The organism is Sodalis glossinidius str. 'morsitans', assembly GCF_000010085.1.
GTDB lineage: Bacteria > Pseudomonadota > Gammaproteobacteria > Enterobacterales > Enterobacteriaceae > Sodalis > Sodalis glossinidius.
In genome coordinates this window covers 1,570,773-1,596,287 of record NC_007712.1, presented here as the reverse complement: position 1 = coordinate 1,596,287, position 25,515 = coordinate 1,570,773, and the positions used below count along the sequence as shown (strand labels likewise).

At 55.2% G+C, this 25,515-nt stretch carries 17 protein-coding genes and 8 pseudogenes; 11 read left to right on the top strand and 14 right to left on the bottom strand.

The window, feature by feature from the left end:
* Window positions 1-98 precede the first annotated feature (98 nt).
* From SGP1_RS08345 to sanA, 6 genes and pseudogenes are all read left to right on the top strand, one after another.
* A complete protein-coding gene (locus SGP1_RS08345) occupies window positions 99-668 on the top strand; it encodes a hypothetical protein (protein ID WP_011410830.1) in 570 nt (189 codons plus the stop codon).
* A 175-nt stretch (window positions 669-843) separates the two neighbouring features.
* Window positions 844-1,238: pseudogene (locus SGP1_RS08340) on the top strand (CidA/LrgA family protein).
* 80 nt (window positions 1,239-1,318) lie between these two features.
* Window positions 1,319-1,914, top strand: a pseudogene (locus SGP1_RS08335) (CidB/LrgB family autolysis modulator).
* An 83-nt stretch (window positions 1,915-1,997) separates the two neighbouring features.
* Window positions 1,998-2,927, top strand: a complete 930-nt coding sequence (gene cdd / locus SGP1_RS08330) for a cytidine deaminase (protein ID WP_011410829.1) — start codon at window positions 1,998-2,000, stop codon at window positions 2,925-2,927.
* 145 nt (window positions 2,928-3,072) lie between these two features.
* The gene (locus tag SGP1_RS08325) at window positions 3,073-4,770 is read left to right on the top strand and encodes an NAD-dependent malic enzyme (RefSeq protein ID WP_011410828.1); all 1,698 of its coding nucleotides are present in this window, start codon (window positions 3,073-3,075) and stop codon (window positions 4,768-4,770) included.
* A gap of 152 nt (window positions 4,771-4,922) precedes the next feature.
* On the top strand, window positions 4,923-5,711 hold the full coding sequence (sanA, locus tag SGP1_RS08320) for an outer membrane permeability protein SanA (protein WP_011410827.1): 789 nt from the start codon (window positions 4,923-4,925) through the stop codon (window positions 5,709-5,711).
* A 112-nt stretch (window positions 5,712-5,823) separates the two neighbouring features.
* Here the strand turns inward: sanA and mglC are convergent, their stop codons facing one another.
* The 4 genes from mglC to galS form a co-directional block, all read right to left on the bottom strand.
* On the bottom strand, window positions 5,824-6,834 hold the full coding sequence (mglC, locus tag SGP1_RS08315; RefSeq protein ID WP_011410826.1) for a galactose/methyl galactoside ABC transporter permease MglC: 1,011 nt from the start codon (window positions 6,832-6,834) through the stop codon (window positions 5,824-5,826).
* Between the two features lie 18 nt (window positions 6,835-6,852).
* Window positions 6,853-8,373: a galactose/methyl galactoside ABC transporter ATP-binding protein MglA gene (gene mglA / locus SGP1_RS08310; RefSeq protein WP_011410825.1), complete on the bottom strand. Its 1,521-nt coding sequence runs from the start codon at window positions 8,371-8,373 to the stop codon at window positions 6,853-6,855.
* 74 nt (window positions 8,374-8,447) lie between these two features.
* Window positions 8,448-9,446, bottom strand: a complete 999-nt coding sequence (gene mglB, locus SGP1_RS08305) for a galactose/glucose ABC transporter substrate-binding protein MglB (protein WP_011410824.1) — start codon at window positions 9,444-9,446, stop codon at window positions 8,448-8,450.
* Window positions 9,447-9,680: 234 nt separating this feature from the next.
* A complete protein-coding gene (gene galS / locus SGP1_RS08300; RefSeq protein ID WP_011410823.1) occupies window positions 9,681-10,721 on the bottom strand; it encodes an HTH-type transcriptional regulator GalS in 1,041 nt (346 codons plus the stop codon).
* 796 nt (window positions 10,722-11,517) lie between these two features.
* Here galS and SGP1_RS08295 point away from each other — a divergent pair.
* Both SGP1_RS08295 and SGP1_RS08290 read left to right on the top strand, forming a co-directional pair.
* Entirely contained in the window at window positions 11,518-12,036 is a 519-nt protein-coding gene (locus tag SGP1_RS08295; RefSeq protein ID WP_011410822.1) for a glycosyltransferase family 2 protein, read from the top strand.
* 96 nt (window positions 12,037-12,132) lie between these two features.
* The gene (locus SGP1_RS08290) at window positions 12,133-12,402 is read left to right on the top strand and encodes a hypothetical protein (RefSeq protein WP_041866775.1); all 270 of its coding nucleotides are present in this window, start codon (window positions 12,133-12,135) and stop codon (window positions 12,400-12,402) included.
* A 249-nt stretch (window positions 12,403-12,651) separates the two neighbouring features.
* Here SGP1_RS08290 and pmrB read toward each other — a convergent pair whose 3' ends face one another.
* The 7 genes and pseudogenes from pmrB to SGP1_RS35025 all read right to left on the bottom strand — a co-directional run.
* Entirely contained in the window at window positions 12,652-13,758 is a 1,107-nt protein-coding gene (gene pmrB, locus SGP1_RS08285) for a two-component system sensor histidine kinase PmrB (protein WP_011410821.1), read from the bottom strand.
* Window positions 13,755-14,423, bottom strand: a complete 669-nt coding sequence (pmrA, locus tag SGP1_RS08280) for a two-component system response regulator PmrA (protein ID WP_011410820.1) — start codon at window positions 14,421-14,423, stop codon at window positions 13,755-13,757. The genes pmrB and pmrA overlap by 4 nt, the downstream gene beginning before the upstream one ends.
* 421 nt (window positions 14,424-14,844) lie before the next feature.
* A complete protein-coding gene (gene yeiB, locus SGP1_RS08275) occupies window positions 14,845-16,005 on the bottom strand; it encodes a DUF418 domain-containing protein YeiB (RefSeq protein WP_011410819.1) in 1,161 nt (386 codons plus the stop codon).
* Window positions 16,006-16,063: 58 nt separating this feature from the next.
* Window positions 16,064-16,729 (bottom strand): GTP cyclohydrolase I FolE, encoded by a 666-nt coding sequence (gene folE / locus SGP1_RS08270; protein ID WP_011410818.1) that lies wholly within the window; start codon window positions 16,727-16,729, stop codon window positions 16,064-16,066.
* A gap of 214 nt (window positions 16,730-16,943) precedes the next feature.
* Window positions 16,944-17,150: a hypothetical protein gene (locus SGP1_RS35035; RefSeq protein WP_279379448.1), complete on the bottom strand. Its 207-nt coding sequence runs from the start codon at window positions 17,148-17,150 to the stop codon at window positions 16,944-16,946.
* Between the two features lie 27 nt (window positions 17,151-17,177).
* On the bottom strand, window positions 17,178-17,417 hold the full coding sequence (locus SGP1_RS35030) for a YbfB/YjiJ family MFS transporter (RefSeq protein WP_279379464.1): 240 nt from the start codon (window positions 17,415-17,417) through the stop codon (window positions 17,178-17,180).
* Window positions 17,418-17,423: 6 nt separating this feature from the next.
* A pseudogene (locus SGP1_RS35025) lies at window positions 17,424-17,676 on the bottom strand (YbfB/YjiJ family MFS transporter); the annotation flags it as partial.
* 269 nt (window positions 17,677-17,945) lie between these two features.
* Between SGP1_RS35025 and SGP1_RS08260 the strand changes: the two are divergent.
* The 3 genes and pseudogenes from SGP1_RS08260 (at window position 17,946) to fghA (ending at window position 20,789) form a co-directional block, all read left to right on the top strand.
* Window positions 17,946-18,833 (top strand): annotated as a pseudogene (locus SGP1_RS08260) (LysR family transcriptional regulator).
* A 10-nt stretch (window positions 18,834-18,843) separates the two neighbouring features.
* Window positions 18,844-19,937: pseudogene (locus SGP1_RS08255) on the top strand (S-(hydroxymethyl)glutathione dehydrogenase/class III alcohol dehydrogenase).
* 15 nt (window positions 19,938-19,952) lie between these two features.
* A complete protein-coding gene (gene fghA, locus SGP1_RS08250; protein ID WP_011410817.1) occupies window positions 19,953-20,789 on the top strand; it encodes an S-formylglutathione hydrolase in 837 nt (278 codons plus the stop codon).
* Window positions 20,790-21,100: 311 nt separating this feature from the next.
* Here the strand turns inward: fghA and SGP1_RS08245 are convergent.
* The 3 pseudogenes from SGP1_RS08245 to SGP1_RS08235 all read right to left on the bottom strand — a co-directional run bounded on the left by SGP1_RS08245 (window position 21,101) and on the right by SGP1_RS08235 (window position 25,342).
* Window positions 21,101-22,976: pseudogene (locus SGP1_RS08245) on the bottom strand (TonB-dependent receptor domain-containing protein).
* 512 nt (window positions 22,977-23,488) lie between these two features.
* Window positions 23,489-24,279, bottom strand: a pseudogene (locus SGP1_RS08240) (ABC transporter ATP-binding protein).
* Window positions 24,276-25,342 (bottom strand): annotated as a pseudogene (locus tag SGP1_RS08235) (FecCD family ABC transporter permease). Before SGP1_RS08235 ends, SGP1_RS08240 begins: the two co-directional pseudogenes overlap by 4 nt.
* Window positions 25,343-25,515: the final 173 nt, after the last annotated feature.

The window sequence follows — 25,515 nt, the reverse complement described above, 5'->3', positions numbered from 1 at the left end:
ATCATCCACGAAATCAATCAGCAGCATACGCCACCCTCTCCGAAACCTCATACACCAGAAATGAGCATAACTCCGACTTCATTGATAACACAGCGCGTTTGAACTATACCAATATTGCCATGGTGGGCACCGACGACGGCAATCGCACGGCGGTCTCCTCACCGTTATCGCCGACGATGTTAAAAAAAACACCGCTATTCTATGCGGCGCAAGATGCTTACGTTAAAGGTTTCGTGGTCATCACGGATTCGCTGGTCAAACTTTTGAGTTGTCACGATTGTGCCGATGCGAAAAATCGAAGGGATTTGGCGAAAAATGAATTGTTAAAGCAAATTATTCTGCTCTCGTCCCCGGTTAACCGATTTATTAGCTTACAGCACGATGTGTGGGCGCAAGTGCCGAAAATCTGCTCAACTAACCCGAAAGAGGTGCTTACCCGGCTTCAGGTGCACTACAGCAACGGCCTGATGACCTCATTAACACAGTACGCCGAAAAACATCGGCTGACGCTGCCCAAGGAGGAGGATGTGAACGATTTTATCAACTTGCATGCCGAGCTGAAAAGCGCGATCATGATGAATAGCGCGGACTGGCTGATGCTTATCATACGCGATTATGCCGCCAGTCAACGCGCGTGCAGAGATTGGCATTTCGTGCCATATCGCTGAGTGAACAGCCACCGGTTAACGGCCCGTTTTTTGCCCCAGGCGGCGTTAGGCGTCATCAGGCAGCGTTAAGCGTCGCGATGCGAAAGGCAGCCATTGCCGGTCCGTGAGGGCTGGCACAATACATTATTTAATTGTATGATAAATGCATAATCATTAGGATGGCTAATATGCCAAGATTTTGACTGATGCCTGGGCCTTGGTCTGGGCGTTTATACTTATCTACCTCTGTTTATACGCCGGCATCTTTTTTCTGCTCCGCTGCCCTTCGCTATCCCCGGCAGTATCATCGGTATGCTGCTGCTTTTTGTGTTGCTCTCTTTTCAGCTGGTACCGCCGTTATGGCTTAAACCTGGCTGTTATGTGTTAATCCGCTATATGGCGCTGTTATTCGTTCCCATCGGCGTTGGCATAATGAATTATTATCAGCAACTGGCCGACCAGTTGGGGCCTATCGTGTTCTCCTGCGCCGTCAGTACCATCATGGTGATGGTCGTGGTGGGACTCAGTTCCCATTATGTGCATCGTGAGCGGCCAATCACCGGCCAGCCACAGGACGCCGGAGACCGATAATGTTGCCCTCGCTTATCTAGTTACTGCCGCTAACGCTCGGCGTCTTCTTTGCCTCCCGCCGCCTTGCCGGTTGGGCACGCATGCCGCTATTAAATCCGTTGCTGGTTTCCATGGTGGTGATTATCGCGCTGCTGCTGGTAACCGGTATACCCTATGAGCGCTATTTCGCCAGCAGTAAGATACTAAATGATTTGCTCCAGCCGGCGATAGTGGCGCTGGCGTATCCGTTGTATGAACAGCTGCATCAGATTCGCGCACGCTGGAAATCCATCATCAGTGTTTGCTTTGCCGGAAGTCTTACCGCCATGGTGAGCAGCGCCGCTATTGCGCTGTGGCTGGGCGTTTCGCCGAAGATGGCCGCTTCGGTAATGCCGAAATCGGTGACCACCCCCATTGCCATGGCGGTTTCACAATCCATCGGCGGCATTCCCGCCGTGACGGCGGTGTGCGTACCATCTTCGTCGGCATTTTGGGCGCGGTGTTTAGCCATAGTCTGTTCACGCTGCTGCAAATATCCACCCGGGCGGCGCGCGGTCTGGCGATGGGCACCGCCCGCTGCGCTGAGGTGGATTTTCAAGAGGGGGCGTTCAGTTCGCTGGCGCTGGTCATCTGCGGCATTATTACTTCCCTTATTTCGCTCTTTTTGTTTCCCTTATTGCTCAAATTACTCAGTTAATTGTTAACGATAAGATATAGATCGTAGTTAATTACGTTATCCCTGTTTACAATGATTGCCTGCCCAATGTACAGAGACCCCTTATGATTGCTCGTTTTGCACCGGCACTGGCCGCGGTTAGCCCTGCGTTACACACTGCCCTGGCGCCGCTGCTCGATCATCACGCCTTCGCCGGCTGGCTGAGCGCTCCTCAGGTTAAGGAACTCATGCAGGCCGGCGGCCTGGACGAAGACGCGTTATGCTTCACGCTGCTGCCGCTCGCCGCCGCCTATGCCGTCACACCGCTCTCCCATTTTAACGTCGGCGCTATCGCGTGCGGCATCAGCGGCAATCTCTATTTCGGCGCCAATATGGAATTCCTCGCCGCGCCGCTGCAGCAAACGGTGCATGCGGAACAAAGCGCGATTGCCCACGCCTGGCTGCGTGGTGAAAAACGACTGCGGGCGCTAACGGTTAACTATACCCCCTGCGGCCATTGCCGGCAGTTTATGAATGAATTGAACAGCGGCACCGATTTGATTATCTGCCTGCCCGAGCGTTCCGCCGCAACGCTCGCCAGCTATCTTCCCGATGCGTTCGGACCGCGCGATCTCGCTATTCAAAGCCTGTTGCTGGATGAAATTGACCACGCTTTCGCCGCCGCGGCATGGCTGGACCATGATCTATCCGCGCCCTCCCCCGACGACAATGATCCTTTGGTTAGCACAGCGCTGGATGCGGCCAGCCGGAGCCATGCGCCCTACAGTCAAAGCCACAGCGGCGTCGCGCTGCAGACGCAGGATGGCTGCGTCTACGCGGGACGCTATGCGGAAAACGCCGCGTTCAATCCCAGCCTGCCGCCGCTGCAAACAGCGCTCATTCTGATGAACGCCGCTGGCGCCGATGACCGACAGATTAGACGAGCAGTATTGGCGGAGCGGCAAAATGCACCGATAACGCAGTGGCCTGCAACGAACGCAACCCTTGCCGCGCTGGGCTGCCATGAGGTACACCATCTCAGTCTTTCTCTGTGACCCCCGACGCGTCGACAGTCCGGTAACGGGCGTATTTAGCGGAGCGCAGTAAAAAAATATATTACAACTCCGGCCGGACAATCACTGCCGTGATCTTTTATGCTGTTTCTACAGCCAACATTATCAGTAACGATGAGTGAAGAAAATGGAACTGGAATACGAAAGCAAACGCCCCCTGTATATACCCCATGCCGGCCCTATTCTGCTGGAATTTCCCCTGCTGAATAAAGGCAGCGCTTTCTCCCTGGAAGAGCGTGACAATTTCAATTTGCAGGGTTTGCTGCCGGATACGGTGGAAACCATTGAAGAGCAGGCCGAGCGAGCCTGGCGGCAGTACCAGGATTTTCGCACTAACATCGACCGCCATATTTATCTGCGAAATATCCAGGATACCAACGAAACGCTGTTTTATCGCTTACTCGCGGCTCATTTGGCTGAAATGTTGCCAATTATCTATACTCCGACCGTCGGCGACGCCTGCGAGCGGTTTTCCGACATTTATCGCCGCGCGCGCGGCGTATTTATTTCTTATAATAACTGTGACAAAATTGAGGATATGCTGCAAAACGCCACCAAGCAGAATGTCAAAGTGATTGTGGTTACCGACGGCGAGCGCATTTTGGGCCTGGGCGATCAGGGGATTGGCGGCATGGGCATTCCCATCGGTAAACTGTCGCTGTATACCGCCTGCGGCGGCATCAGCCCCGCCTACACTCTGCCTGTGGTGCTGGATGCTGGCACTAATAACCAGCAATTGCTTAACGACCCGCTGTATATGGGCTGGCGCCATCCGCGCATCACCGGAGAGCAGTACGATAAGTTCGTCGATGCGTTTATTCAGGCGGTGAAACGCCGTTGGCCGAACGTCCTGCTGCAATTTGAAGATTTCGCCCAGAAAAACGCTACCCCGCTGCTCAATCGCTATCGCAGCGAATTGTGCTGCTTTAATGATGATATTCAAGGCACCGCCGCCGTGACGCTGGGCTGTCTGCTGGCCGCCAGCCGCGCCGCGGGTAAACGCTTACGCGATCAAAAGGTGGTGTTCCTGGGCGCCGGCTCCGCCGGTTGCGGTATCGCCGAACAGATTACTGCGGAAATGCGCACCGAAGGTCTCAGCGAGGACGAGGCTCGCCGCCGCGTCCTGATGGTCGATCGCTTTGGTCTGCTGACCGACAAACTGGCGAACCTGCTGGATTTCCAAAGTCGTCTGGTACAACCCAGCGATAGCCTCAGCGATTGGCAGTTGGACAGTGACACCATTTCGCTGCAGGATGTGGTGCGCAACGCCAGACCGACGGTGTTGATCGGTGTCTCCGGCCAGCCGGGGCTTTTTACCGAAGAGATTATCCGGGATATGCATCAGCACTGCGAGCGGCCCATCGTGATGCCGCTGTCCAATCCTACCTCGCGCGTGGAGGCTACGCCGGAAGATCTTTTACGCTGGACCGACGGCGCGGCCCTGGTGGCGACCGGCAGTCCGTTTGCGCCGGTGCAGTTTGAGGGCAAAACTTACCCGATTGCACAGTGCAATAACGCCTATATTTTCCCCGGTATCGGTCTGGGCGTATTGGCTTCGGGCGCCGGCCAAATAACCGACGCCATGCTGATCGCCGCCAGTCGGGCGCTGGCGGATTGCTCGCCGTTGGCCAACGGCGACGGCGGCGCGCTGCTGCCGGACATTAACGATATTCAGTCGGTGTCGCGGGTGATCGCCATGGCGGTGGCCAAGGCGGCGCAGGTTCACGGGGTGGCGCTGGTCACGTCTGAGGAAACCTTGTCTCTGGCCATCGAGCATAACTTCTGGCAGCCGCAGTACCGCGATTATCGCCGCACCTCTTTTTAAATCCTCCATCAACCGGCCGGGAAAACCCGGCCGGTTCAGGGGCAAATTTGCGGCATTGGCCTGACTTGCCCCTCGCACACCTTGCTTCAGCCCGACAGGTAAAGTAGCCTTGGAGCCATGACATTTTCGTGGGAACCGGCAAAGGCTATAGTATGTTGAAACGCCTGATTTTTACCCTGTTAATTATTGCAGGTGTTCTCGTACTGACGGCGGTGAGCCTTGACCGCTGGATCAGCTGGAAAACCGCGCCCTTCATCTATGATGATCTGACGGCCCTTCCGCACCGTCAGGTGGGGGTGGTGCTGGGCACCGCCAAATATTACCGTACCGGCGTCATCAATCAGTATTACCTTTATCGCATCCAGGGCGCGCTTAACGCTTATAACAGCGGTAAGGTGAGTTACCTCCTGCTGAGCGGCGATAACGCGCTGCAAAGCTATAATGAACCGGTAACCATGCGTCGTGACCTGATTGCGCAGGGCATGCCCGCCGCCGATACCGTGCTGGATTTTGCCGGCTTTCGGACGTTGGATTCCATCATCCGTACCCGCAAAGTCTTTGACACCAACGACTTCACCATCATTACCCAGCGTTTTCACTGTGAACGCGCGCTGTTTATCGCCTTAAACATGGGCATACAGGCTCAATGCTATGCGGTGCCTTCGCCGAAAAACATGCTGTCCGTCCGGTTACGGGAAATTGGCGCTCGCCTGGGGGCGCTGTCTGATCTGTATCTTATGAAACGGGAGCCGCGTTTTCTCGGCCCGCTGATACCTATACCCGCGCGCCACGAGGTTCCGCAGGGGACGCAAGGTTACCCTACCGTCTCGCCGGAACAACTGCTGGAAATCCAGCAAAAGCAGCCGCACGAGATTAAACCGGCGCTGCCGGGTTCCGCCCAATCCCATGGCATAGACGCGCCGGCGGCAAACCGGCCGTAACCATCGGCGGCAGAAAAACAAGTTTGACGCGAGCCAGGGTGAGCGGCACTGCCGCGATAAGGCAGTAAGGGCCTGGCTACCACCGCCGGAACCAGCCCGCGCGCGACGTGGATTATTTTTTCTTGGCGTATTTCAGCGAATCAAGCGCAACAGCGAATATAATGATGGCGCCTTTGATAATATATTGCCAATAAGGGTTAACACCGATATAGGTCAGACCGTAGTTGATGACGGTAAAGATGATGACCCCAGTAACCACACCCAGCACCGTGCCGACCCCACCGGCAAACGAAACGCCCCCTACGACACAGGCCGCAATGGCATCCAGTTCATACATGAATCCGAGGTTGTTGGTGGCGCTACCGATACGCCCCGCTTCCAACATACCGCCAAAGGCGTAGAAGACGCCCGACAAGGCATAAATCATAATCAGGTTTAACGGCACATTGACGCCGGAGATTTTTGCAGCCTCCGGGTTGCCGCCGATAGCGAAGATGTTTTTACCAAAACGTGTTTTAGTCCATAACACCCAGACAAAGATAATGGCGATCAGCGCGTAAAAGGTAATGTACGACAGTTTGAAATCGCCGAGTCGAATGAATCCTTGCGCAAAGCTTGAGAAGTTCGACTCAAAACCAGCAATCGGCGAGGCGCCTACGACATCGTAATAAAGAGAATTAATCCCATAGACGATAATCATGGTGCCCAAGGTGGTAATAAACGGCGTTACGTTTAGATACGCAATCACCAAACCGTTAACCAGCCCGATTACCGCGCCAATGGCGCAAACAATCAAGATCACCAGCGGAATGGGCAGGCTGTACATATCGGGGAAGACTTTATTGACGTTATCCATGGATTGTAGCAGCGTCGCCGCCACGACAGCCGCCAGACCCACCTGCCGCCCCGCCGACAGGTCAGTACCCTGCGTCATAATTAATCCCGCCACCCCAAGGGCAATAATAATCCGCACTGAGGATTGAGTCAGGATATTGCTCAAGTTCATTAGGCTCAAAAACGTTGGATCCTGAAAAATAATAATGGCCAATAATACCAGCAATACCACATAAATTCCGCCCTCTTTCAGATAAGTGAGCATGCTTTTCTTTTTCAACGCATTCATCGTTAAACCCTTAAAAAATTAAAGATACAGGGAAGCAAGACGCAAAATTTCATTCTGTGAGGTTTCTTTTGTATTGACCATCCCCACCATTTGACCGTTGCTCATGACCAGAATGCGATCGGTAATGCCGAGAAGTTCCGGCATCTCGGATGAGATGATGATAATGCCTTTACCCCGCTTCGCCAGCTCGGTCATCAGCTGATAAATCTCGAACTTGGCGCCGACGTCGATACCACGAGTGGGCTCGTCCAGCATCAATATTTCCGGCTGGGTGAGCAGCCAGCGGCCGATGATAACTTTTTGCTGATTGCCCCCCGAAAGCGATCCGATATGGGCGCTATGTCCCGGCGTTTTAACCCGCATCGCGTTGATGACCCACTGAATATCGCTCTTCATTCGGGTATTATTGAGCAGGCCCATCTTGTTCTTATAGCTGCGAATATTGGAAATCAGCGAATTAAAGCCGACATCCAGGAAGGCATAAATCCCGGTGGCGCGCCGCTCTTCGGTCACCAGCGCGAAACCGTGGCTGATGGCTTCGTTGGCGCTGCTGTTTTTAATGTTTTTGCCGTGCAGACGGATAGTCCCGGCGGATTTTTCACGGATACCGAATAAAGTTTCCACGATATCGGTACGCCGCGCGCCGACCAGACCGGCGATCCCGAGTATCTCACCCTGATGCAAATCAAATGAGATGTCGCGAATAGAGGGCTGGCGCAACGAGGTGAGGTTGCGGACCTCCAGCATCACCTCCCCCGGCTCGCTAATACGATCGGGAAAGTGCTGACTCAGCGAACGGCCCACCATCATGGCGATAATCTGGTCCATACTCAGCCCCTCTACCGGCTGAGTGGCAATCCATTGTCCATCACGCAAAATAGTGATTTCGTCGCACAGCTGAAATATTTCTTCCATTTTATGGGAGATGTAAACGATGCCGCAGCCGCGCGCCTTCAGTTTGCGTATGATACTAAAGAGATGGTTGACTTCTTTTTCGGTGAGAGACGAAGTCGGTTCGTCCATGATGACAATTTTGGCATCATAGGAAAACGCCTTGGCTATCTCGATTATTTGCATCTGGGACACGGAAAGAGTGGCGCCTTTATCCCGCGGATCGATATCAATATCCAGTTCGTCAAAAATCGTCTTTGTGTCCTGATACATTTTTTTATGGTCGACAAACATCCCTTTTCGGGGGTAGCGGCCGAGCCACATATTATCCATTACGGTACGCTGTAGCACCAGGTTAAGCTCCTGATGCACCATGGAAACCCCTTGTTCCAGCGCTTCTTTGGAATTCTTGAAGTTAACTTCCTGTCCCTGAAAAATGATGCTTCCCGCATCTTTACTGTAAATACCGAAGAGGCATTTTAATAACGTGGATTTGCCCGCACCGTTCTCCCCCATCAAGGCGTGAATGGAATGGGGACGGACATTGAGATTAACGTTATCCAACGCTTTCACGCCAGGAAATGATTTGCTGATATTTTTCATTTCCAGCAGCCATTCGCCCTGCTGTTCGGTCGTAATGTCGGCCATAGTTACACCAGCTCAGAAATAGACAGGTTTCATACCCCCGCCGGGGTCGGCAGGGGTATTAGGTTTATTAGGTTTTATTTTTTGAATTGCGCTAAGTTGTCTTTATCGATGCCAACATAAGGAATACGGACGACTTTATTCTCAATCTTCCATTGTGTACCATCTGCGGCGCCTTTGCCTTCCGCCAGATTTTTAGCCAAATCAAACGTGGCTTTGGCCTGATTGTCGGCGTCGTTAAGCACGGTACCGGCCATCGCGCCCGATTTAACCAGTGCCAGGGCCTCCGGCAGCCCGTCCACCCCAAATACCGGGATGCTGGTTTTATTATGGGCTTTGAGGGCTTCTACCGCGCCCATAGCCATGGCGTCATTATTGGCGATCACCACTTCAATCTTGTTGGCGTTAGGCCCGGAAAGCCACGCGTCTACTTTGTCTTTCGCCTGGGCGGTGTCCCACATGGCGGTATCAAGCTGCAACTGCTGAGTCTTTAATTTTTCCTGATCGTTTAGCGTCTTGATAACGTAGCTGGTGCGCACCTCGGCATCCGGATGTCCCGGCTCCCCTTTCAGCATGACATATTGAATCACGCCATCTTTATTTAAATCCCAGTCAGGATGGGCTTTCCAATGTTTTGCAATCAACTCGCCTTGAATAATGCCGGATTCTTTGGAATCGGTACCAACATAATAGGCTTTGTCGTAGCTATCTAGATCTTTGCGGCTCGGTTCTTTGTTGTAGAACATGACGGGAATGTCGTTGCCGCGGGCTTTTTGGATCACGACGGGCGCAGCCGCAGGGTCAATCAGGTTGATCGCCAGCGCTTTGACCCCTTTGGCGATGAGGACGTCAATTTGGTCATTTTGTTTAGACTGATCGTTCTGGGAGTCATTCATTAGCAACGTCACTCCGGAACTGTCTTTAGAATCCTTTTCCAGGGCTTTGCGTACCACCGACATGAAATTGTCGTCATATTTATAAATCGTGACGCCGATACACACGTTCGCGGCCTGCGCAACCATGGAAAACATCAGGCCGGCTGCCAGAGCAGTAAGGGTAAATGCCTTCTTATTCATTAGTCTCTCCGGATATCAGTAGGGTAGCACTCAGTGAGTCTCTCACAATGCTTTCAGGTCATGGCAAAAGGGGCCAGGCCGGATAGCCCCGCCAGACGGCATCACGGACCGTTACAGTTGCGCCATTCGAGAACGTCTCGAACGACGCATTTATCCATGTCTGACGGGAGAACGGCTACAGCATATCGGGAGGGATGTTAATATAATGTGAATGTTCTCATAACTTGAAACCGGTTACATTTCATCTTGTGGCGAAGCAGCGATCGCCGTCACAGTTTGGCGCGGCGCGACAGAATAGCGACGGACCAGCGTTGGCATATAAAGATGGTTCTGGCCAGGATCAAGTTGACCGGCAGTCCCTTTTAACGCCAGTTCTGTCGCTGCTACCGCCATCATCCATACAGGATAGCGCACCGTCGTCAGATGCGGACTGGTATAGCGCGATATGGGAAGATCGTCAAAACCGATAACGGAAAAATGCGCCGGCACGGTGATACCGTTTTCTTTCAGGGTTGCCAACGCCCCGACCGCCATGCTGTCGTTATAGACAAACACGGCGCTCAACTGCTGATTGCGGCCGAGCAGCTCCACCATCGCCTGTTCACCGCCGTGCAGATAAGGGTCCGCCCTCACCTGCCAGCTTTGCTGTGGCGTGATACCCGCCTCATTCATGGCCAGCAGGTACCCCTGGTGCCGCTGATATTGGTCCTCGATATCATGGTTGGAGCCGATATAGCCGATATTGCGGTGCCCCTGCTTGAGCAGCATTCGCGTCGCCATCAGCGCGCCAGCTACGTTGTCCAGGGCAACGCAGCGGTGTTCATAACCGGCCACGATGCGATTGACCAGCACCATACCCGGTTCGCTTTGCATAAAACCGATGAGTTCCTCATCGCTGAGCATTTTGGCATGTACCACCAGGGCGCTACAGCGCTGGCGTATCAGTACCTCGATGGCGTGGCGTTCTTTATCCGCCTGATGATAGCTGTTGCTAATCAGGACATTCTTCTGATGCCGCTGCGCCACGTCATCCACGGCTTTTACCAACGCGCCAAAGAAGGGGTCGGCGACGTCCATGACGACCACCCCGATGGTATCGCTGCTCTGGTTAGCCAGCGCCTGCGCATTAGCGTTAGGACGATAACCCAATTGGGATACTGCTGAGAGTACGCGCTCCCTCGCCTGCTTACTGGCAGACGCGCTGTCGCTCAACACCCGAGAAACGGTTGCTACTGACACACCCGCCAGGCGTGCCACATCACGAATCGTTGTCATACAATCAGCTCTTTTCTCATGTTTCTCACTCCTTGTGATAACAATTACGAAACATATGCGCTTATCCTAACGGATTTAAATTAAACACATCGTGAATCAGGTCACAGGACAGAAAACGTTTACAGCATAAAACCCGGATAATATACGGCAGAGAAAAGTAAAAAGGCTGTCAAAATGAAATGTTACAGTATGTTGTAACTATTTCCATCCTCGCCCTGCTCGGTCGAGCGACATCCTGTGCCGTACTGCCGGGAAACCGGCTATTGAAGAAGCCGGTTAATGTATTAGCAGGCTCACAAAAACGCCGGTTTTTTGCACCGCCGGGTAATGGATTGTAGGTCTACATGGCACCGTCTTATGGAGACCCAGGCTAGGGAACGTAACGTTAAGCAGACGTGGCCTTATAAAGGCGCAGAACGAGAGGAACGTCGGTAGTCCTACAGCGCGGCCGTTGCAGTGACGGATACTGTACAGCGACATCGGCGGCCGTGGTTTTAGAGCCTGGTTTGACGCCTAAGCCATAGAAAAATCTGATTTTGCCGGCCGTGTCTGTTGTGCCTGAGCGCAAAAAGTTATACTCGAAAAATGAAGATTTTCAATGAATGTCATGCATATTGAGCCGTAACACAGTATTAAGCGTGATGCTCAGTGCCTAGATTGGCCCAGCAATAACAAAGTGAAATGGAAGTGCTTATTTATAATGAATGTCATGACTGCAACTCATTGATTTTAATTTTGAAACGGACTTAGTGCTGATAAATTTACTTAGTGGTCCGGCCAACGGGTGTAGATAAAAATGAAAATATTCGCTATTTGCATGGTGAAAGATGAAATCGACGTATTGGAAAAAGCGCTGGAAGCGGCTTTGCCCTGGATCGATAAGATTTTTTTGATTGATCATGCCAGTACGGATGGAACGTGGGAACTTATCGATCAGAAATTTCACCATTGGGATAAAGTGGAAGTTTACGGCCAGATTACGGATGAATTTACCGACGGATTTCGCTCACGTGCCTACAATAAATTCCGTCAGCAGGCACAGGAAGGCGACTGGTGGTGTCGGTTAGACTTTGATGAATTCTATATTGATAATCCGCGTGAATTTTTAGCCAAGGTCGGCAAGCATTACGATATTGTGCAATGTGCGAGCTTTCAATATTACTTTACCGAGAAGGATGCAGAAGAATACCAGCGTCACCCGGAGCGTTATCGAGATGGTGAATCGATAAATGCCTTAAAATTCTTTGCCTGTAACAGTTCTGAGGCGCGTTTTGTTAAACACAGAAATCGCGAGTGGAAAGAGGACAGCCTCTAGCCGGTCGGCAGATTCCCTAATCTGATCTGGCCTCATCATATCCGTTTAAAACATTTTCAATACCGCTATCCCGAGAAAATTCAGCATCGTTTGGACTTGCGTACCGCTAAAGCGGCTGGCAATCAGTTTCGTCATGAAATCCGGGCGGATTGGGAACAGCGCATTGACAGCGCCAAACATATTAGTCGCGAGCAAGGCCAGGTACAAACCCATCAAAAATGGGTAAATCGCGTGGTGGATTCCGCTAAACTGCTATTTGATGATGGCAAGCAGGACTATGTGGTAAATGCGGCGTTGCTCGATCCTATTCGTTCCCCTCTCCAACAGAGCCTGCGCAATACGGCCAAACTGATTCTGGGTCGCTAACGTCATCGCGACAGGACCCGGGTGATGTCTGATCGATGAAAGTGGCGTATAACGGCCAAGCTGGTTCCCGCTTGGCAATCAATCTCTGTGACGGCCAGGCTTATCATGATCCGAACAGGCCGCCAGTTCGGTTTGCCACCATGGTTGCGTCGCGCAGACTCGGCGTTACCCGGGCCTTCGCTTTTGCCAACGCCTCGGGCGCGGCCGACACAGGTTCTCCCATCGCCATGCCATAGGAAGTCAACGCCCTCAGCCGTCCAGCTCCAGCCGTGCCAAGGTGCCGTCCCTGTCTTTACGGTTACTCAGGGTGAAGCGGCCATGATGTAATTGCGCAATACGGGTGACGATACTTAGCCCCAGACCAATACCGTTATATCGCTGATCCATTCTGAAAAATTGCCGGGTCAATTCCACCGCCCGTGCTTCGTCGATACCGGGCCCTTCATCCATGACCTGCAAAATACATTGGCGCCCCGACGGGGTTTCATCTTGCTGCAGGGTGACCGTAATGGTGCTTCCATCCGGACAATAACGGTGGGCATTTTCCACCAGATTGCGCAGTAACAAACGCAACAACACCGCATTGCCGTGGATCACCGGATCGGCAGCCGGTAATTGCCAATCCAGCCGCTGCCCGCGCAAAGCCGCCATCTCAGCCAGCTCGTCTTGTTGCGCCACCACGACATCATGCACCAACCGCAACGCTTGATACTGTCCGGATGAAAAGTCATTGCGGATCCGGGCCAACATCAGCAGTTGTTCGACGGTAAACGCCATATTGTCTACCCGTTCAATGAGCGGCTGACAGTCAATCTGATGCTGCTTCTCATGCAATTCCAGATGCAAACGGATCCCCGCCAGCGGCGTACGTAATTCATGCGCCACGTCGGCGGTAAATTGCCTGTCCTGCTGCAACGTGGTATTCAGACGCGCCAGCAGCTGATTCAAACTGCGGGTAACGGCAAGTACCTCGTTGATATCACCCGTCTCCGGCAGCGGGTCAACACTTTCCGCACTGCGGGTTTGCAGCTGCGTTTGCAGCTGCGTTTGCAGCACCGACAGCGGCCGGGTGATCCATTTCACCGCCTGAAAGCAAAAAAACAGCGTTACCAGGATCATCAGCAATGAAGGCACGCTCAAAGAGGCGATAGCCTCATGTATTTCGGTATTGACGTGCTCATTGCGCACCGCTTCTGCGAGCGTTTTGTCGACCAGTAGGTCGATCTGCTCTTTGCTTTCATGCCATAACCAAAATACGCTTATCAGCTGGCACACCAGCATGATGGCGCCGAGCACGATAATAAGCCGCCAACGCATGCTGTAAAAGCGGCCGGCGCGTATCCGCAGACCGCTCATGATTTTTCTGCGGTGGTGAGAAGATAACCGAAGCCACGTAGCGTCTGGATACGGCCACGGCCTATTTTCTGGCGCAGATGATGAATATGCACTTCGAGCGAGTTGGAGGAAGGATCATCATCCCAACTGTAAAGATCCTGATGCAGGATTTCACGATGAATGCGATGCCCCGCCCGCAACATCAGCCGGGAGAGGATCGCAAACTCCTTCGGGGTCAGGATGACCGCTTTACCGTCCACGGTGACATCATGGTGGGTCAAATCCAGAGAAATATCATCGACCCACAACAGGTTATTACTGACACCCTGATGACGGCGAATGATGGCCCGGGAGCGGGCCAATAATTCGCTCAGCGCAAAGGGTTTAATCAGATAATCGTCTGCGCCGAAATCCAGGCCGCGTACCCGCTCGTCAATCGCGTCACGCGCGGTCAGGATTAATACCGGCACGCCGTTGCCCTGCCGGCGAAGTTTTTCCAGCAGAGTCATCCCATCGCCGTCCGGCAAACCTAAATCAAGAATAATCAGGCTATAAGTCGTGGAGGTCAATAACGGCCAGCTTTGACCCAGATTAGAGGCGCATTCACAGGCAAAACTTTCCTGCTCCAGCGCCTGCTGCAAGCCTTCCCGCAAGAGTTTATCGTCCTCAATGACCAAAATTTTCATTACCCGAAATCCCAGTAGCAAAACGCTCATCTATCGGGCGCCACGAAGCGCGGCAGCCGTTTTATTGACCGGAGAGCGGCCGCCGTACCAGAGCAAAACGGCCCTAAGGCCAGCGCGGCAGCCGTCAACGGGTGGTCAATGATGGTAATAGACCTCATTTTATCCGGCATGTTCAACCGGACCGGCAGCCTCGCGGCGCAGACCGGCGCAAAACGCCTTGTGACATCGTGTGGCGTTAAGGATAGCCCAGTCGGGTGCAGGAACAAGCGGCGAGTGTAAAGGCCAGTGGTCAGAGGCGGGTACAGGAACATGCGGGTGATGCAGAGGCAAGCGGTAGGGACAGTGTGCAGGAGCCAGCGGCGCTAGCCGGGGAAAATCACCGCCGGACACCGGCGGCGTCAAAAACACTGGCAATGAGATCTTAAGAAGCATCCGCCGGCGTCAAACTGCCGGTCAAACGCGTTAAACGTCGCCAGACCGCTTCCAGCGGCCCCTGACGAAAATACCTGAACCACAGGGCAGACACGGCAATATTGATAAACCAGACCGCCGGCACAAACGCCATCAGCTGTAGCCGGTCGTAGGCCATGAATAATCCCAGCTGATTAAAGAGTAAGGTACAGATGAGGGTTTGCAGCAGGTAATTGGTCAGGGCCATTCTTCCGACATTGCCAAGAAGGCGGAAAACCTTCTTGTCAGCCAGCCGCGGCCAGAACCCATACAGCAATGCGACACAGCCCAGCGCCTGCAACGGCGCGCTGATTTCCCGCGGCATCTGCAGTAAAAAACCACACCAGCGATAATCCCAGCCCAGTTGCCACTGAGCGACCACCGCCGGCAGGTTGATTATCAACCCCGCAGGAATCAGCCACAGCGCCATCCGGCGATAATGCTCTGGTTCACGGCGACCCGCCAGCCAACCGTTGCGCATCAGCCCTGCGCCTATCAACATCGCGCCGGCCAATTGCCAGCCGTATTGCGACGCCATAACCAGCAGGCTACCGTGCAGTAAATTAAGCCGCTCCCGCCAGGCTTCCGGGCCGCCCTCGGTTTGCCAATAATGTTCATACACCCGATTAGCTATATCCGGCAGCCAGAAACGGCCAGGAGGCTGGTCGCCGAGCAAGAGTTGAAACACCAGCAGAAGCCCTACCCCTAAGGCATAGAGCACGATACCGGTGCCGATAAGGCTGCGCTCGCTCGGCGCCTGGCGAATCAGCCCCAGACACAACAGTCCCACCAGGCCGTAATCCAGTAGAATATCGCCATCCCAGAAGAAGATGCCATGAATAACACCAAACCCCATCAGCCAGAGAAGCCGCGAGTAAGTCCAGCGCGTTCCTCGCGGCAACAGCAGCACCAGGCCACCGCCAAACAATAACGCAAATAGCGTCAGAAATTTGACTTGCGCCACCATGTCCAGCACGGCCCAGGTCCAGGCTTCGCCGTTGGAAATACTGCCGGTATAAGCAGGGTTGAGGTACGCCGCTTTCGGCAGCCCGAAGGCGGTAATATTCATAAGCAGGATGCCCAGAATGGCTATCCCGCGCGCGCAATCCAACATCGCGATGCGCTGCCGCATGGGTATTCTCTTCTATCAGACGGCGCCGGAAGCGCCGTAAATATAGGTTAATAACAGATTAACCGTTATAATGCGTGACAGCACGCAAAAATTCCTGGCGGGTATTTTGGCTGGATTTAAACAATCCACCCAACGAGGTGATGGTCGTGGTGCTGGTGGCATCGCGGATCCCGCGCGCCTTGACGCAATAATGCACCGCGTCGATCGAGACCGCCACGTTATTGGTGCCGAGCAGCGTCTGCAGCGCCAGCATGATCTGCTGCGTCAGCCGCTCTTGTACCTGCGGCCGCTGGGCAAAAAACTGCACAATGCGATTAATTTTCGACAATCCGATAACGCAATGTTTGGGGATATAGGACACGGTCGCCTTGCCGTCGATAATAACAAAATGGTGTTCACAGGTGCTGGTCAGCGTAATATCGCGCACCGTGACCATCTCATCCACCTTCATCTTGTTCTCGATGACGGTGATTTTGGGGAAATTGGCGTAATCCAGACCTGCGAAAATCTCTTCCACGTACATTTTGGCGATACGGTGCGGCGTTTCCGCCAGACTGTCATCGGTCAAATCGAGATTAAGCAACGTCATAATTTCCGTCATATGCTCAGCGATAAGACGTTTGCGCACTTCGTTATCCAGTACCTCGCCCCGCAGTGGTGTTTCCAGACCACGGGCCAGTAAAGCGTCGCGTACCTGCGAGGCCTCTTTTGTCAGCGTTACCATATTCATTGTTCTCCAGCAGGCGATTCGCTCCCGCGGGGTTAACCGCAGAATGGGCAACACTCTAGTGGAGTGCGCGGGGATAATCCAGTGAATGTGTTTCATGATAGCTGAATCGCGCGCACATATCTTGCTATGGCTGACGCCAGGCCAACAGGCCGGCTACCGCCAGCGCCAGCAAAGAGGCCAGCAGCGCCGGTTCAAGCCGCCCGGTCCACTAGGTGGAGAGCGCCGAGAGCATGGGGCCCGCTAGTTGCCCCAAGGCATAGCCGCAGGTCAGCAGAGCGCCAACAATCAGGCTGCCGATGCCGGGCAAACTCATCATTAGCAAGACCCCTACCCCTTTCGCCCACAGCGTCAGCGCCAGACGACGGCCGGCGGACAACCGATGACGGGTGAGGATGCCGAGCACGATTCCGCCCACGCTGGCGGCGCCAAATACCGGCCATACCTACTGGCCGAAAGCGCTGGCGGGAAAGCGCTGCGCCGCCATTTGCGACAGAAAAGTCGCGGGCAGAATATAGCCAAAGCCCGCCAGGGAATAGCTCCATACCAGTTTTTTCAACGGCAGGCTCAGCGCCGGTAAACTTGTGGTCTGAGCAGGTGCACCAGCGTGCCGCTGCGCGGCTGATAAAGGCGATAAGCACCGCGGCGACGGCGCCGTAAGCGAGCCAGGCGGTGGCCGCGTCAACCCGGCAATAGTGCAGCAACATCGCCAGCATGCCGGTGCCGGGACCGGCAAAGACTGCGGCGCTCAACGCCGGACGGCGCAGCCGCAACAGTTGATCGTTGGTCCAGGCCGCCACCAATACCATCGCCCAGCCGATGAAAAACCGCAGCGCGGCATGGGTCCCCAGGGCTGATGCAGCAGCGCGGACAATAAGGTCAGCTCCACCGCACCCCAAACCCCGGAGCCACAGCCGTTTTTCCAGACCGCGGCGGGCGCGCATCGCGTCATAGGCCCCAGTAAATAACCCAAATAATTGAATGCCGCCACCAGCGACGCGCTGGTCAGGGTGAGCTGTCCGTCTGCTATCATTGCATGAAAGCAAAACGCCCTATCCCCATGGCCACCAGCAATGCCAGAAACCCTCTCAATGCCACCTTTATGGCCATATTGACTCCACGACGACTCATTGTAGTTGCCAAAAGAATGCCCTATCGCTAGGATCACGAAAAATGAATAATTAAGACCAAGTTGATGACAAAATGAGAATGCATGGATCTGACCCAACTTAAAATGTTTTGCTGTGTGGCTGAAACCGGCTCTCTGGCCCGTGCCGCCGAGCAGCTTCATCAGGTGCCGTCCAACCTGACCACCCGGCTGCGTCAGTTTAGAGCACGAACTAGGCACCGATCTGTTTATCCGTGAAAAACAACGGCTGCGGCTGTCGCCCATGGGACATAATTTTCTATGCTATGCCACCCGTATTCTGGCGCTGAGCGAGGAGGCCCTCGCGATGAGCCGGGCGGGCGTTCCCCGCTGGGGTCGATGGAAAGCACCGCCGCCACCCGTCTGCTGGCCGCCTACCATCAACATTTTCCCCAAGTATCCTTATCGCTTATCACTGGCACCTCCGGCGAGATTATTAACGGCGTTCGCGCCGGCACGCTGGTGGACGGGCCGGTGGAGTATGACGACTATTCACGGCTGCGTCAGCTTCCGCGAAACGCTGGGGTTAACTTCAAGCCCGGATCAGGCGGCTATCACATCAGCCAAAGATATTGCCGGCCAGACGGTGTTTGCCTTTCGCCACAGCTGTTCGTACCGGCAAAAATTGGAAAGCTGGTTTTACGCCGATGGCGTCAATCCCGGTACGATAATGGAAATTCAATCCTATCATGCCATGCAGGCCAGCGGCGTCGCGCTGCGCCCTTGTCGGTGCTGGCGCAGTTGCCCGGCCGTGAGCGGATGAAGGTGCATCCGCTGCCGCGTTATATTGCCAACGCCGCGACCTGGCTCATCTGGCGGCGCGATGCGTTCGGGCCTAACGTCGAAGCCTTGAAACAGCTTATCATCGATACCCACAATGCCACCACCGACGACGATACCGTTGCGCCGTCTTTTCCCGTGTCGCCGACGCGCCCGCATTTCACTCAGCTTTAGGAGCTTCACCATGCAAATGATTAAAACCCGCGCCGCCTTTGCCTGGGGACCCAACCAGCCATTGTCGGTTACCTAGGTTGACCTAATGCCGCCGCAAAAAGGCGAAGTGCTGGTCCGCATCGTCGCCAGCGGCGTTTGCCACACCGATGCCTACACCTTGTCAGGCAAAGATGCGGAGGGGGTGTTCCCGGTTATTCTGGGTCATGAAGGCGGTGGCGTGGTTGAGGCGCTGGCACCAGCGTGGCGGTAGGCGATCACGTCATCCTGTTGTATACACCGGAGTGCGGCGAGTGCAAATTTTGCCGCTCCGGCAAAACCAATTTATGTCAGGCTATCCGCGCCACCCAGGGTAAGGGGCTGATGCCAGACGGCACCACCCGCTTCTTCAAGAACGGCAAACCTATTTTCCATTACATGAGGACCTCGACCTTTGCGGAATATACGGTAATACCGGAAATTTCGCTGGCGAAAATCGATAAGGCCGCACCGTTGGAAGAAGTCTGCCTGCTGGGCTGCGGCGTGACCGCCGGCATGGGTGCAGTCATCAATACCGCCAAAGTCCAGCCCGGGAATTCGGTCGCGATCTTTGGCCTTGGCTGCATCGGCCTGTCGGCGATTATCGGCGCCCAGATGGCCGGCGCAGGCAGGATTATCAGCATTGATCTCAACACCAGTAAATTCGAGCTGGCCCGCAAGCTTGGCGCCACCGATCTGATCAATCCGCGGGATTACGACCGTCCCATTCAGGACGTGATTGTCGAGCTGACCGACGGCGGCGTCGATTTTTCCTTTGAATGCATCGGCAACGTCAATGTCATGCGTTCGGCGCTAGAATGTTGCCATAAAGGCTGGGGCGAATCGGTCATTATCGGGGTCGCCACCCGGCCGTTCCAGCTGGTCACCGGCAGCGTGTGGCGCGGTTCCGCTTTCGGCGTCGTAAAAGGCCGCTCGCAGTTGCCCGGCATCGTTGAACGTTATTTGAACGGCGAATTTCAGTTCAACGATTTCATTACCCACACTATGGGACTTGAGGCGATAAATGAAGCGTTCAGCCTGATGCATGAAGGCAAATCGATCCGTTCCGTTATCCATTTCGGCCAGTGATAAAAGGAGACAGCAATGACCGTCAACGCTGAGCGCATTGCGGCCCACCGCCTGTATGGCAGCTGGCAGTACCGCTACCGACATCGATCCCAGGCGACCGGCGTGCCGATGACCTATAGCGTCTATGTGCCGCCGGAAGCAGCGGATAAACGGCCGCCTCAGGTGATCTTCTGGTTGTCGGGCCTGACCTGCACCGATGAAAACTTTAGCACCAAGTCGGGCGCGCAGCGCCTGGCCGCCGAGCTTAATTTGCTGTTGGTGATGCCCGATACCAGCCCGCGCGGCGAGGCGGTGGCCTACGATCTGGGCCAAGGGGCGGGCTTTTATCTCAACGCCACGGTCGCGCTCTGGTCATCCCATTATCGGATGTTCGATTACCTCAGCGACGAACTGCCGGCGCTTATCCGCCAACAGTTCAGCACGGGGGATCGCCAGTCTATCATGGGCCATTCGATGGGCGGCCACGGCGCGCTGTTAATGGCGCTGCGTCATCCGAGGCGTTATTGCTCGGTGTCGGCTTTTGCGCCGATCGTCAATCCCAGCGAGGTGCCCTGGGGCCGTAAAGCTTTCGGCGAGTATATGGGTCAGGACGAGAAAGCTTGGCGGCAATGGGACAGCTGCCGACTACTTGCCGACGGCGGCGCGCAGCCGCTGCCGGTGTTAATAGATCAAGGCGACGCTGATCCGTTCATGCCGGAACAGCTGCAACCGGAAACATGGGCCGCGCTGGCGCGCCAGCATCAATGGCCGCTGACGTTGCGTATCCAGCCGGGCTATGACCACAGCTATTTCTTTATCGCCAGCTTTATCGATGATCACCTGCGGTTCCACGCCGGTTATCTGCACACCTGATCCCTCGCTGTAACACCCTCTGTCCGGAGGAATGACGTTCCCCCGGATGCTAAAATTCGACGACTACCGTCCCCGGCCGGTGCAGAGAGAGGGGTTCCCCCCCACCCGGATGCAGAGGCAGGCGCAGTAAGAAAGCTTGGACTCCGGATGCTGAGGCTCGACGGTCTCCTGCCGTCGCCCTATTCATTGACCCTGACCCAACACCCTTCTACCCGCCAACTGACCGCCATGCACGTCCGGCGAGCATCTTCCTCCTGCGTCGTGCGCCGATGCGCGGCGGCAAGCGGGGCGTCCACGCCCTGACGTGCCCATCAAAAGTCGATATTGGCCCCCAACAGATAGCGTCTGCCGTCCAGCACCCGACCGTAAGTGACATAATCGACACGTTTATCCAGCAGATTATAAACCCCGGCCTGCAATTGCAGCTGTTTCGACAGCCGCTAGCTGGTGCACAGATCGATAAAGGTGTAGGACGGCCGCCCTTCGCTCATACTGGTGCGTCCGAGATAAGCCGAACTCTGGCCGCGATGGTTGACCCGAAGCCAGCTGGCGATATCGGGGGTCGTTTGCCAGTTAAGCGTGGCGTTGATCATATGTTTTGGAATTTCGTTCAGTGGCTTGCCGCTGAATTCGCCGCTCCGCTGTTCGGTTTCAGTGAAGGTATAACTGAAGGCCAGCGACCACGCCGGAGGCCGTGCCGCTAGGATCGATGCAGCTGCGCACCTCGGTAATTTTATCGCGGTAATCGGTATTAAACAGCGTCACGCCGGTGCTTAAAAAGCGGTGGTTACCCTGGTAGTTACCCTACAACAGGGCGATTTCCTGATCGAGACTTTTTTCCGGCTTGAGATTGGGGTTACCGATAATAATGGCCGCTGCCCCTCCGCCGCCGGTGATTTGGCCCCAGTCCGCCACGGCCTGACGCAAATCCGGCGAGCGATAACCGCCGGAAATGCCGCCCTTCAGCGTCCAGGTTTCGGTTAAATGCCAGACGTCATACAGCCTTGGTGTCCAATGGCTGCTGTAATTTTCGTCACGATCCATCCGCAGGCCGGTGGTCAGGGCAAAGTACTGGGTCATCAGCCATTCATCCTCGGCGAATAGCGCCCAGATCCAGCGGCTCAGCTCGCTAAGGGAACAATAATAAAAAATCTTGTTTTCATTATTGTTCAGCGTCTCGTAACGGTATTGGCCGCCGGCGCTGAAAGTATGATCGCCGAGATACAGCATGTTCTGGGTGTTCATCAGGGGGTTAGCCGTCTTCATTTCCCGCGACGGGTTGCGGGTTTCTTCGCGCTGCAGATAACTGGTGGTCATGCCGCCGTCATAATTGCCATGATGCGTCAGTGCATAGTTATTGCGCGTATAACGTACATCGCTGGGGTCACTGACGGCAGACACCGATTTTCCAGGGGAACTATTTCTGTCCTGGACAAAATTCCCTAAGCCCAAATCGATGCTATTGGCTTCATCCGGCGTTAGGGTGAAAGTGACACCGCCGCTCTTCATCCGCTGGGCATTTTACCCCTCAACAATGCGATCCTCACTGCGGTGCGAGAGCAGGCCGTTAAGCTTGACGCCCAACAGGCCGTCTATCAGGGGGCCCGCCGTATAGAGGCTGGATTGGTAAATATCCCCCGAGCGGCGATCTTCCTGCCAGACGGCCTCGCTGCGCACGGAGGTGTGCCAGGATTTACCGACCTGACGGGTGATAATGTTGATGACCCCGCCCATGGCGTCGGAGCCGTACAGGGAGGACATCGGACCGCGTACGACCTCAATCCGCTCAATCGCCGCCAACGGCGGCAACCAGCCCTGTTCGATGCCGGGACCATCGCTATTGGGGCGCGTGCCGCCGGTATCGACGCGTTTGCCGTCTACCAGGATCAGGGTGTATTTCGCGGCCATACCGCGGATGCTGATGTCGCTGCGGCTGCCGCCGCCGGTGACCACCACGCCCGGCACATCCTTTAGCGCGTCGGTGACATCGGTATAGGCTTTGGTTTCCAGGGTTTCACACGAGATAACCGAGATTGATGCGGCGGAATCCTCGATTCTTTGTTGGAAGCCGGCGGCGGTGACGACCACGGTGTCCGTTTCAGGATCCGACGGGACAGCATCCACCTGCGGGGCGCCCAGGGCAGCCATTGACAGGACCATGGCACGGGAAGTGACTCTGTTACGCATGACAAGATTTTCTTATAGTGTTTCCACTTAGCCTTGATTGCGTTAGCCATTGTAAGAAAATACTATTTTATGTAAATAAAAATCACTGTCATTCTCATAAGCATTTGGTTTAATGGAAAGCAGTTCAGCGCCGTGATTTTTACCCGGCGCGGCAGGTGTTAAGGGCCAAGGATCTGGCACGTGATACAAGTGGCGTGACGGGCGGAATACGAGGGATGCAGACGAATGTCGAGCGTAAACGATGGCGGCGGGCGCCAAGAGACGGCCTTCTCGTCAGTGAAGCCGGAGGGGGCCAAATGTTTTTATCGCCGTGGAGAGACAATGGAATATCACTTTGGACAAGTCACTTGCTTCAGCGCCAGAAGCGCGCCTCGGTGGGTACCGTGTTTTCCTATCAGGGCCGCATTTCATGGCTTCATTGCCACGCTCTCCTGTCAGGCCCGCGCTTTCCATTAGCGCCGCATTCTCCTCTCAGGCCCCTGTCCTCTTGTCTGGCGCGGACGGCGGCGCGTTCAGATAGGTCCCGGTAGGCTGACCAGACCATCAATCAGCATCTGCGGCAGTCCCTGTGAACAGCGCTCAATACGGCCCTTGACGCCATAAACGCTGGCTAGACTGGCGGGCGTAATCACACGCTCAGGCGCGCCGTCCGCCAGCAAACGCCCATCACGCAACATCAGCGCATATTGGCCGTGACGCAGCGAAATATTAATATCATGCACCACCATCAACGTAATGATATTGCGGCGCCGGGTTTCGCTGCCGATGAGCGACATCACGTGATATTGATAATTAAGATCCAGCGCGCTAAGAGGCTCGTCGAGCAGCAACAGCGCCGGCTGGCGTATCAGCGATTGCGCCAGACCCACTAATTGCTTCTGGCCCCCGGAGAGGTTGTCTAGATATTGCAGCGCCAAATGGGCTATCCCTAAACGAGTCAGTAACGCCATCACCACCTCTTCATTGGCCTGATGCGCGCGGCCGCCGGAGGCGCGTTGCGCCGCAATGACCGATTCCAGCACCTGCAAATGAACACCGGCGGGCAGGCTCTGGGGTAGATACACCACCTTTTCCGCGCGCCGGGCAAACGGCAATTGCATTAAATCTTCCCCCGCCAGCCAAAGCTCCCCGCGGGCCGGGTTCAGACCGGCCAACGATCGCAGCAGCGTGGATTTGCCGCAGCCGTTGGGCCCCAGAAGCACGCTGATTTGACACGGGGCAGACAGGGTACCTCAAGCTGGTCAATTACCCGACGTTTCGGATAACCGGCGCTAAAGCCGACGATACGCAGTCCCGCGGTCATAAATTCCCCCGGTGGCGCAAGATGATGATACTCAGGAAAAACGGCACCCCGACCAGCGATGTCACAATGCCTACGGGGATAAGCGTGCCCGGAACAATATTTTTGGAGGCCACCGACGCCATCGACAGGACCAGCGCGCCAAGCAACGCGCTGGCGGGTAGATAAAAGCGGTGATCTTCGCCGACAATCAGCCGAGCGATATGGGGCGCCACCAGACCGATGAATCCAATAGGTCCGACGAAGGCGACCGCCAGCGCCGACAGAATACTGATACGCAGCAACGTGCTCAGGCGCAACCGCTTGACGTCGATACCGAAGCTTATCGCCAGGCTCTCGCCCAGCAGCAGGGCAGTGAGCTTCCAGGCGCTGAACATCGACCAGGGCAAGATGAGCGCAAACGCCGCGCTCATTATGGTCAATTTCGGCCAGGAGGCGCGCGCCAGACTGTCCATGGTCCAAAACACCAGGCCTTGTAGCGTATCTTCGGTGGCGATGAACCGCATCATCAACACCAGCGCGTTGAAGGTAAACACCAGCGCAATCCCGAACAACACTACACCGGACGTCGCTACTCGGGTCCAGCGCGTCACGGCATCCAGCAATAGCACCGCCAGTAGCGCGAAAATAAACGCGTTAATAGCGATAAACCAGGTTTCGGGCAGGCGCCGGGCACGCCGATTCCCAGGATAATCGCCAGCGCGGCGCCGAACGCCGCCGCCGATGATACGCCCAGCGTGAAAGGGCTGGCAAGGGGGTTATTCAAAATAGTCTGCATTTCCACGCCGGCCAGCCCCAGCGACAAGCCCACCGCGACCGCCATCAAGGCGTACGGCAGGCGAATATCCCAGACAATGACCCGCGTCCCCGCATCGGCAAGCTGGGGATGGAACAGCGTGTGCAACAATGCCTTCATCCCCAGCCCCAACGGACCAAGTGTGAAATCCACCAACACGCAGGCGGCAATGGCCGCCAACAGCAGCAGGCGCCAGCGCAATAGACGCTGATACTGCACCGTTGCGGCGGTTCGGGAGACGTCAGGCGTCGGTTCGGAGGTTATACACATCGTGGTACCTGAAAGGCTGGCTCGCAAACGACTTTGCCGGTCAAGGCCTGCTTGGGAGTGGCGTCTGGGAGATCACAGACGCACGCCGGCATAGCGGGTACCAGCGCCGGCTTGGCGACCGTGAAACATGCACGGCGGGCGGGCCGGCAAAATGAAGCGCTAACCATAGATCA

What these genes read in the sequence shown, in the direction of transcription:
- cdd (WP_011410829.1), top strand. Translation starts at nt 1,998, where the DNA reads ATGATTGCTCGTTTTGCACCGGCACTGGCCGCGGTTAGCCCTGCGTTA.
- SGP1_RS08325 (WP_011410828.1), top strand. Translation starts at nt 3,073, where the DNA reads ATGGAACTGGAATACGAAAGCAAACGCCCCCTGTATATACCCCATGCC.
- sanA (WP_011410827.1), top strand. Translation starts at nt 4,923, where the DNA reads ATGTTGAAACGCCTGATTTTTACCCTGTTAATTATTGCAGGTGTTCTC.
- mglC (WP_011410826.1), bottom strand. Translation starts at nt 6,834, where the DNA reads ATGAATGCGTTGAAAAAGAAAAGCATGCTCACTTATCTGAAAGAGGGC.
- mglA (WP_011410825.1), bottom strand. Translation starts at nt 8,373, where the DNA reads ATGGCCGACATTACGACCGAACAGCAGGGCGAATGGCTGCTGGAAATG.
- mglB (WP_011410824.1), bottom strand. Translation starts at nt 9,446, where the DNA reads ATGAATAAGAAGGCATTTACCCTTACTGCTCTGGCAGCCGGCCTGATG.
- galS (WP_011410823.1), bottom strand. Translation starts at nt 10,721, where the DNA reads ATGACAACGATTCGTGATGTGGCACGCCTGGCGGGTGTGTCAGTAGCA.
- SGP1_RS08295 (WP_011410822.1), top strand. Translation starts at nt 11,518, where the DNA reads ATGAAAATATTCGCTATTTGCATGGTGAAAGATGAAATCGACGTATTG.
- pmrB (WP_011410821.1), bottom strand. Translation starts at nt 13,758, where the DNA reads ATGAGCGGTCTGCGGATACGCGCCGGCCGCTTTTACAGCATGCGTTGG.
- pmrA (WP_011410820.1), bottom strand. Translation starts at nt 14,423, where the DNA reads ATGAAAATTTTGGTCATTGAGGACGATAAACTCTTGCGGGAAGGCTTG.
- yeiB (WP_011410819.1), bottom strand. Translation starts at nt 16,005, where the DNA reads ATGCGGCAGCGCATCGCGATGTTGGATTGCGCGCGCGGGATAGCCATT.
- folE (WP_011410818.1), bottom strand. Translation starts at nt 16,729, where the DNA reads ATGGTAACGCTGACAAAAGAGGCCTCGCAGGTACGCGACGCTTTACTG.
- fghA (WP_011410817.1), top strand. Translation starts at nt 19,953, where the DNA reads ATGACCGTCAACGCTGAGCGCATTGCGGCCCACCGCCTGTATGGCAGC.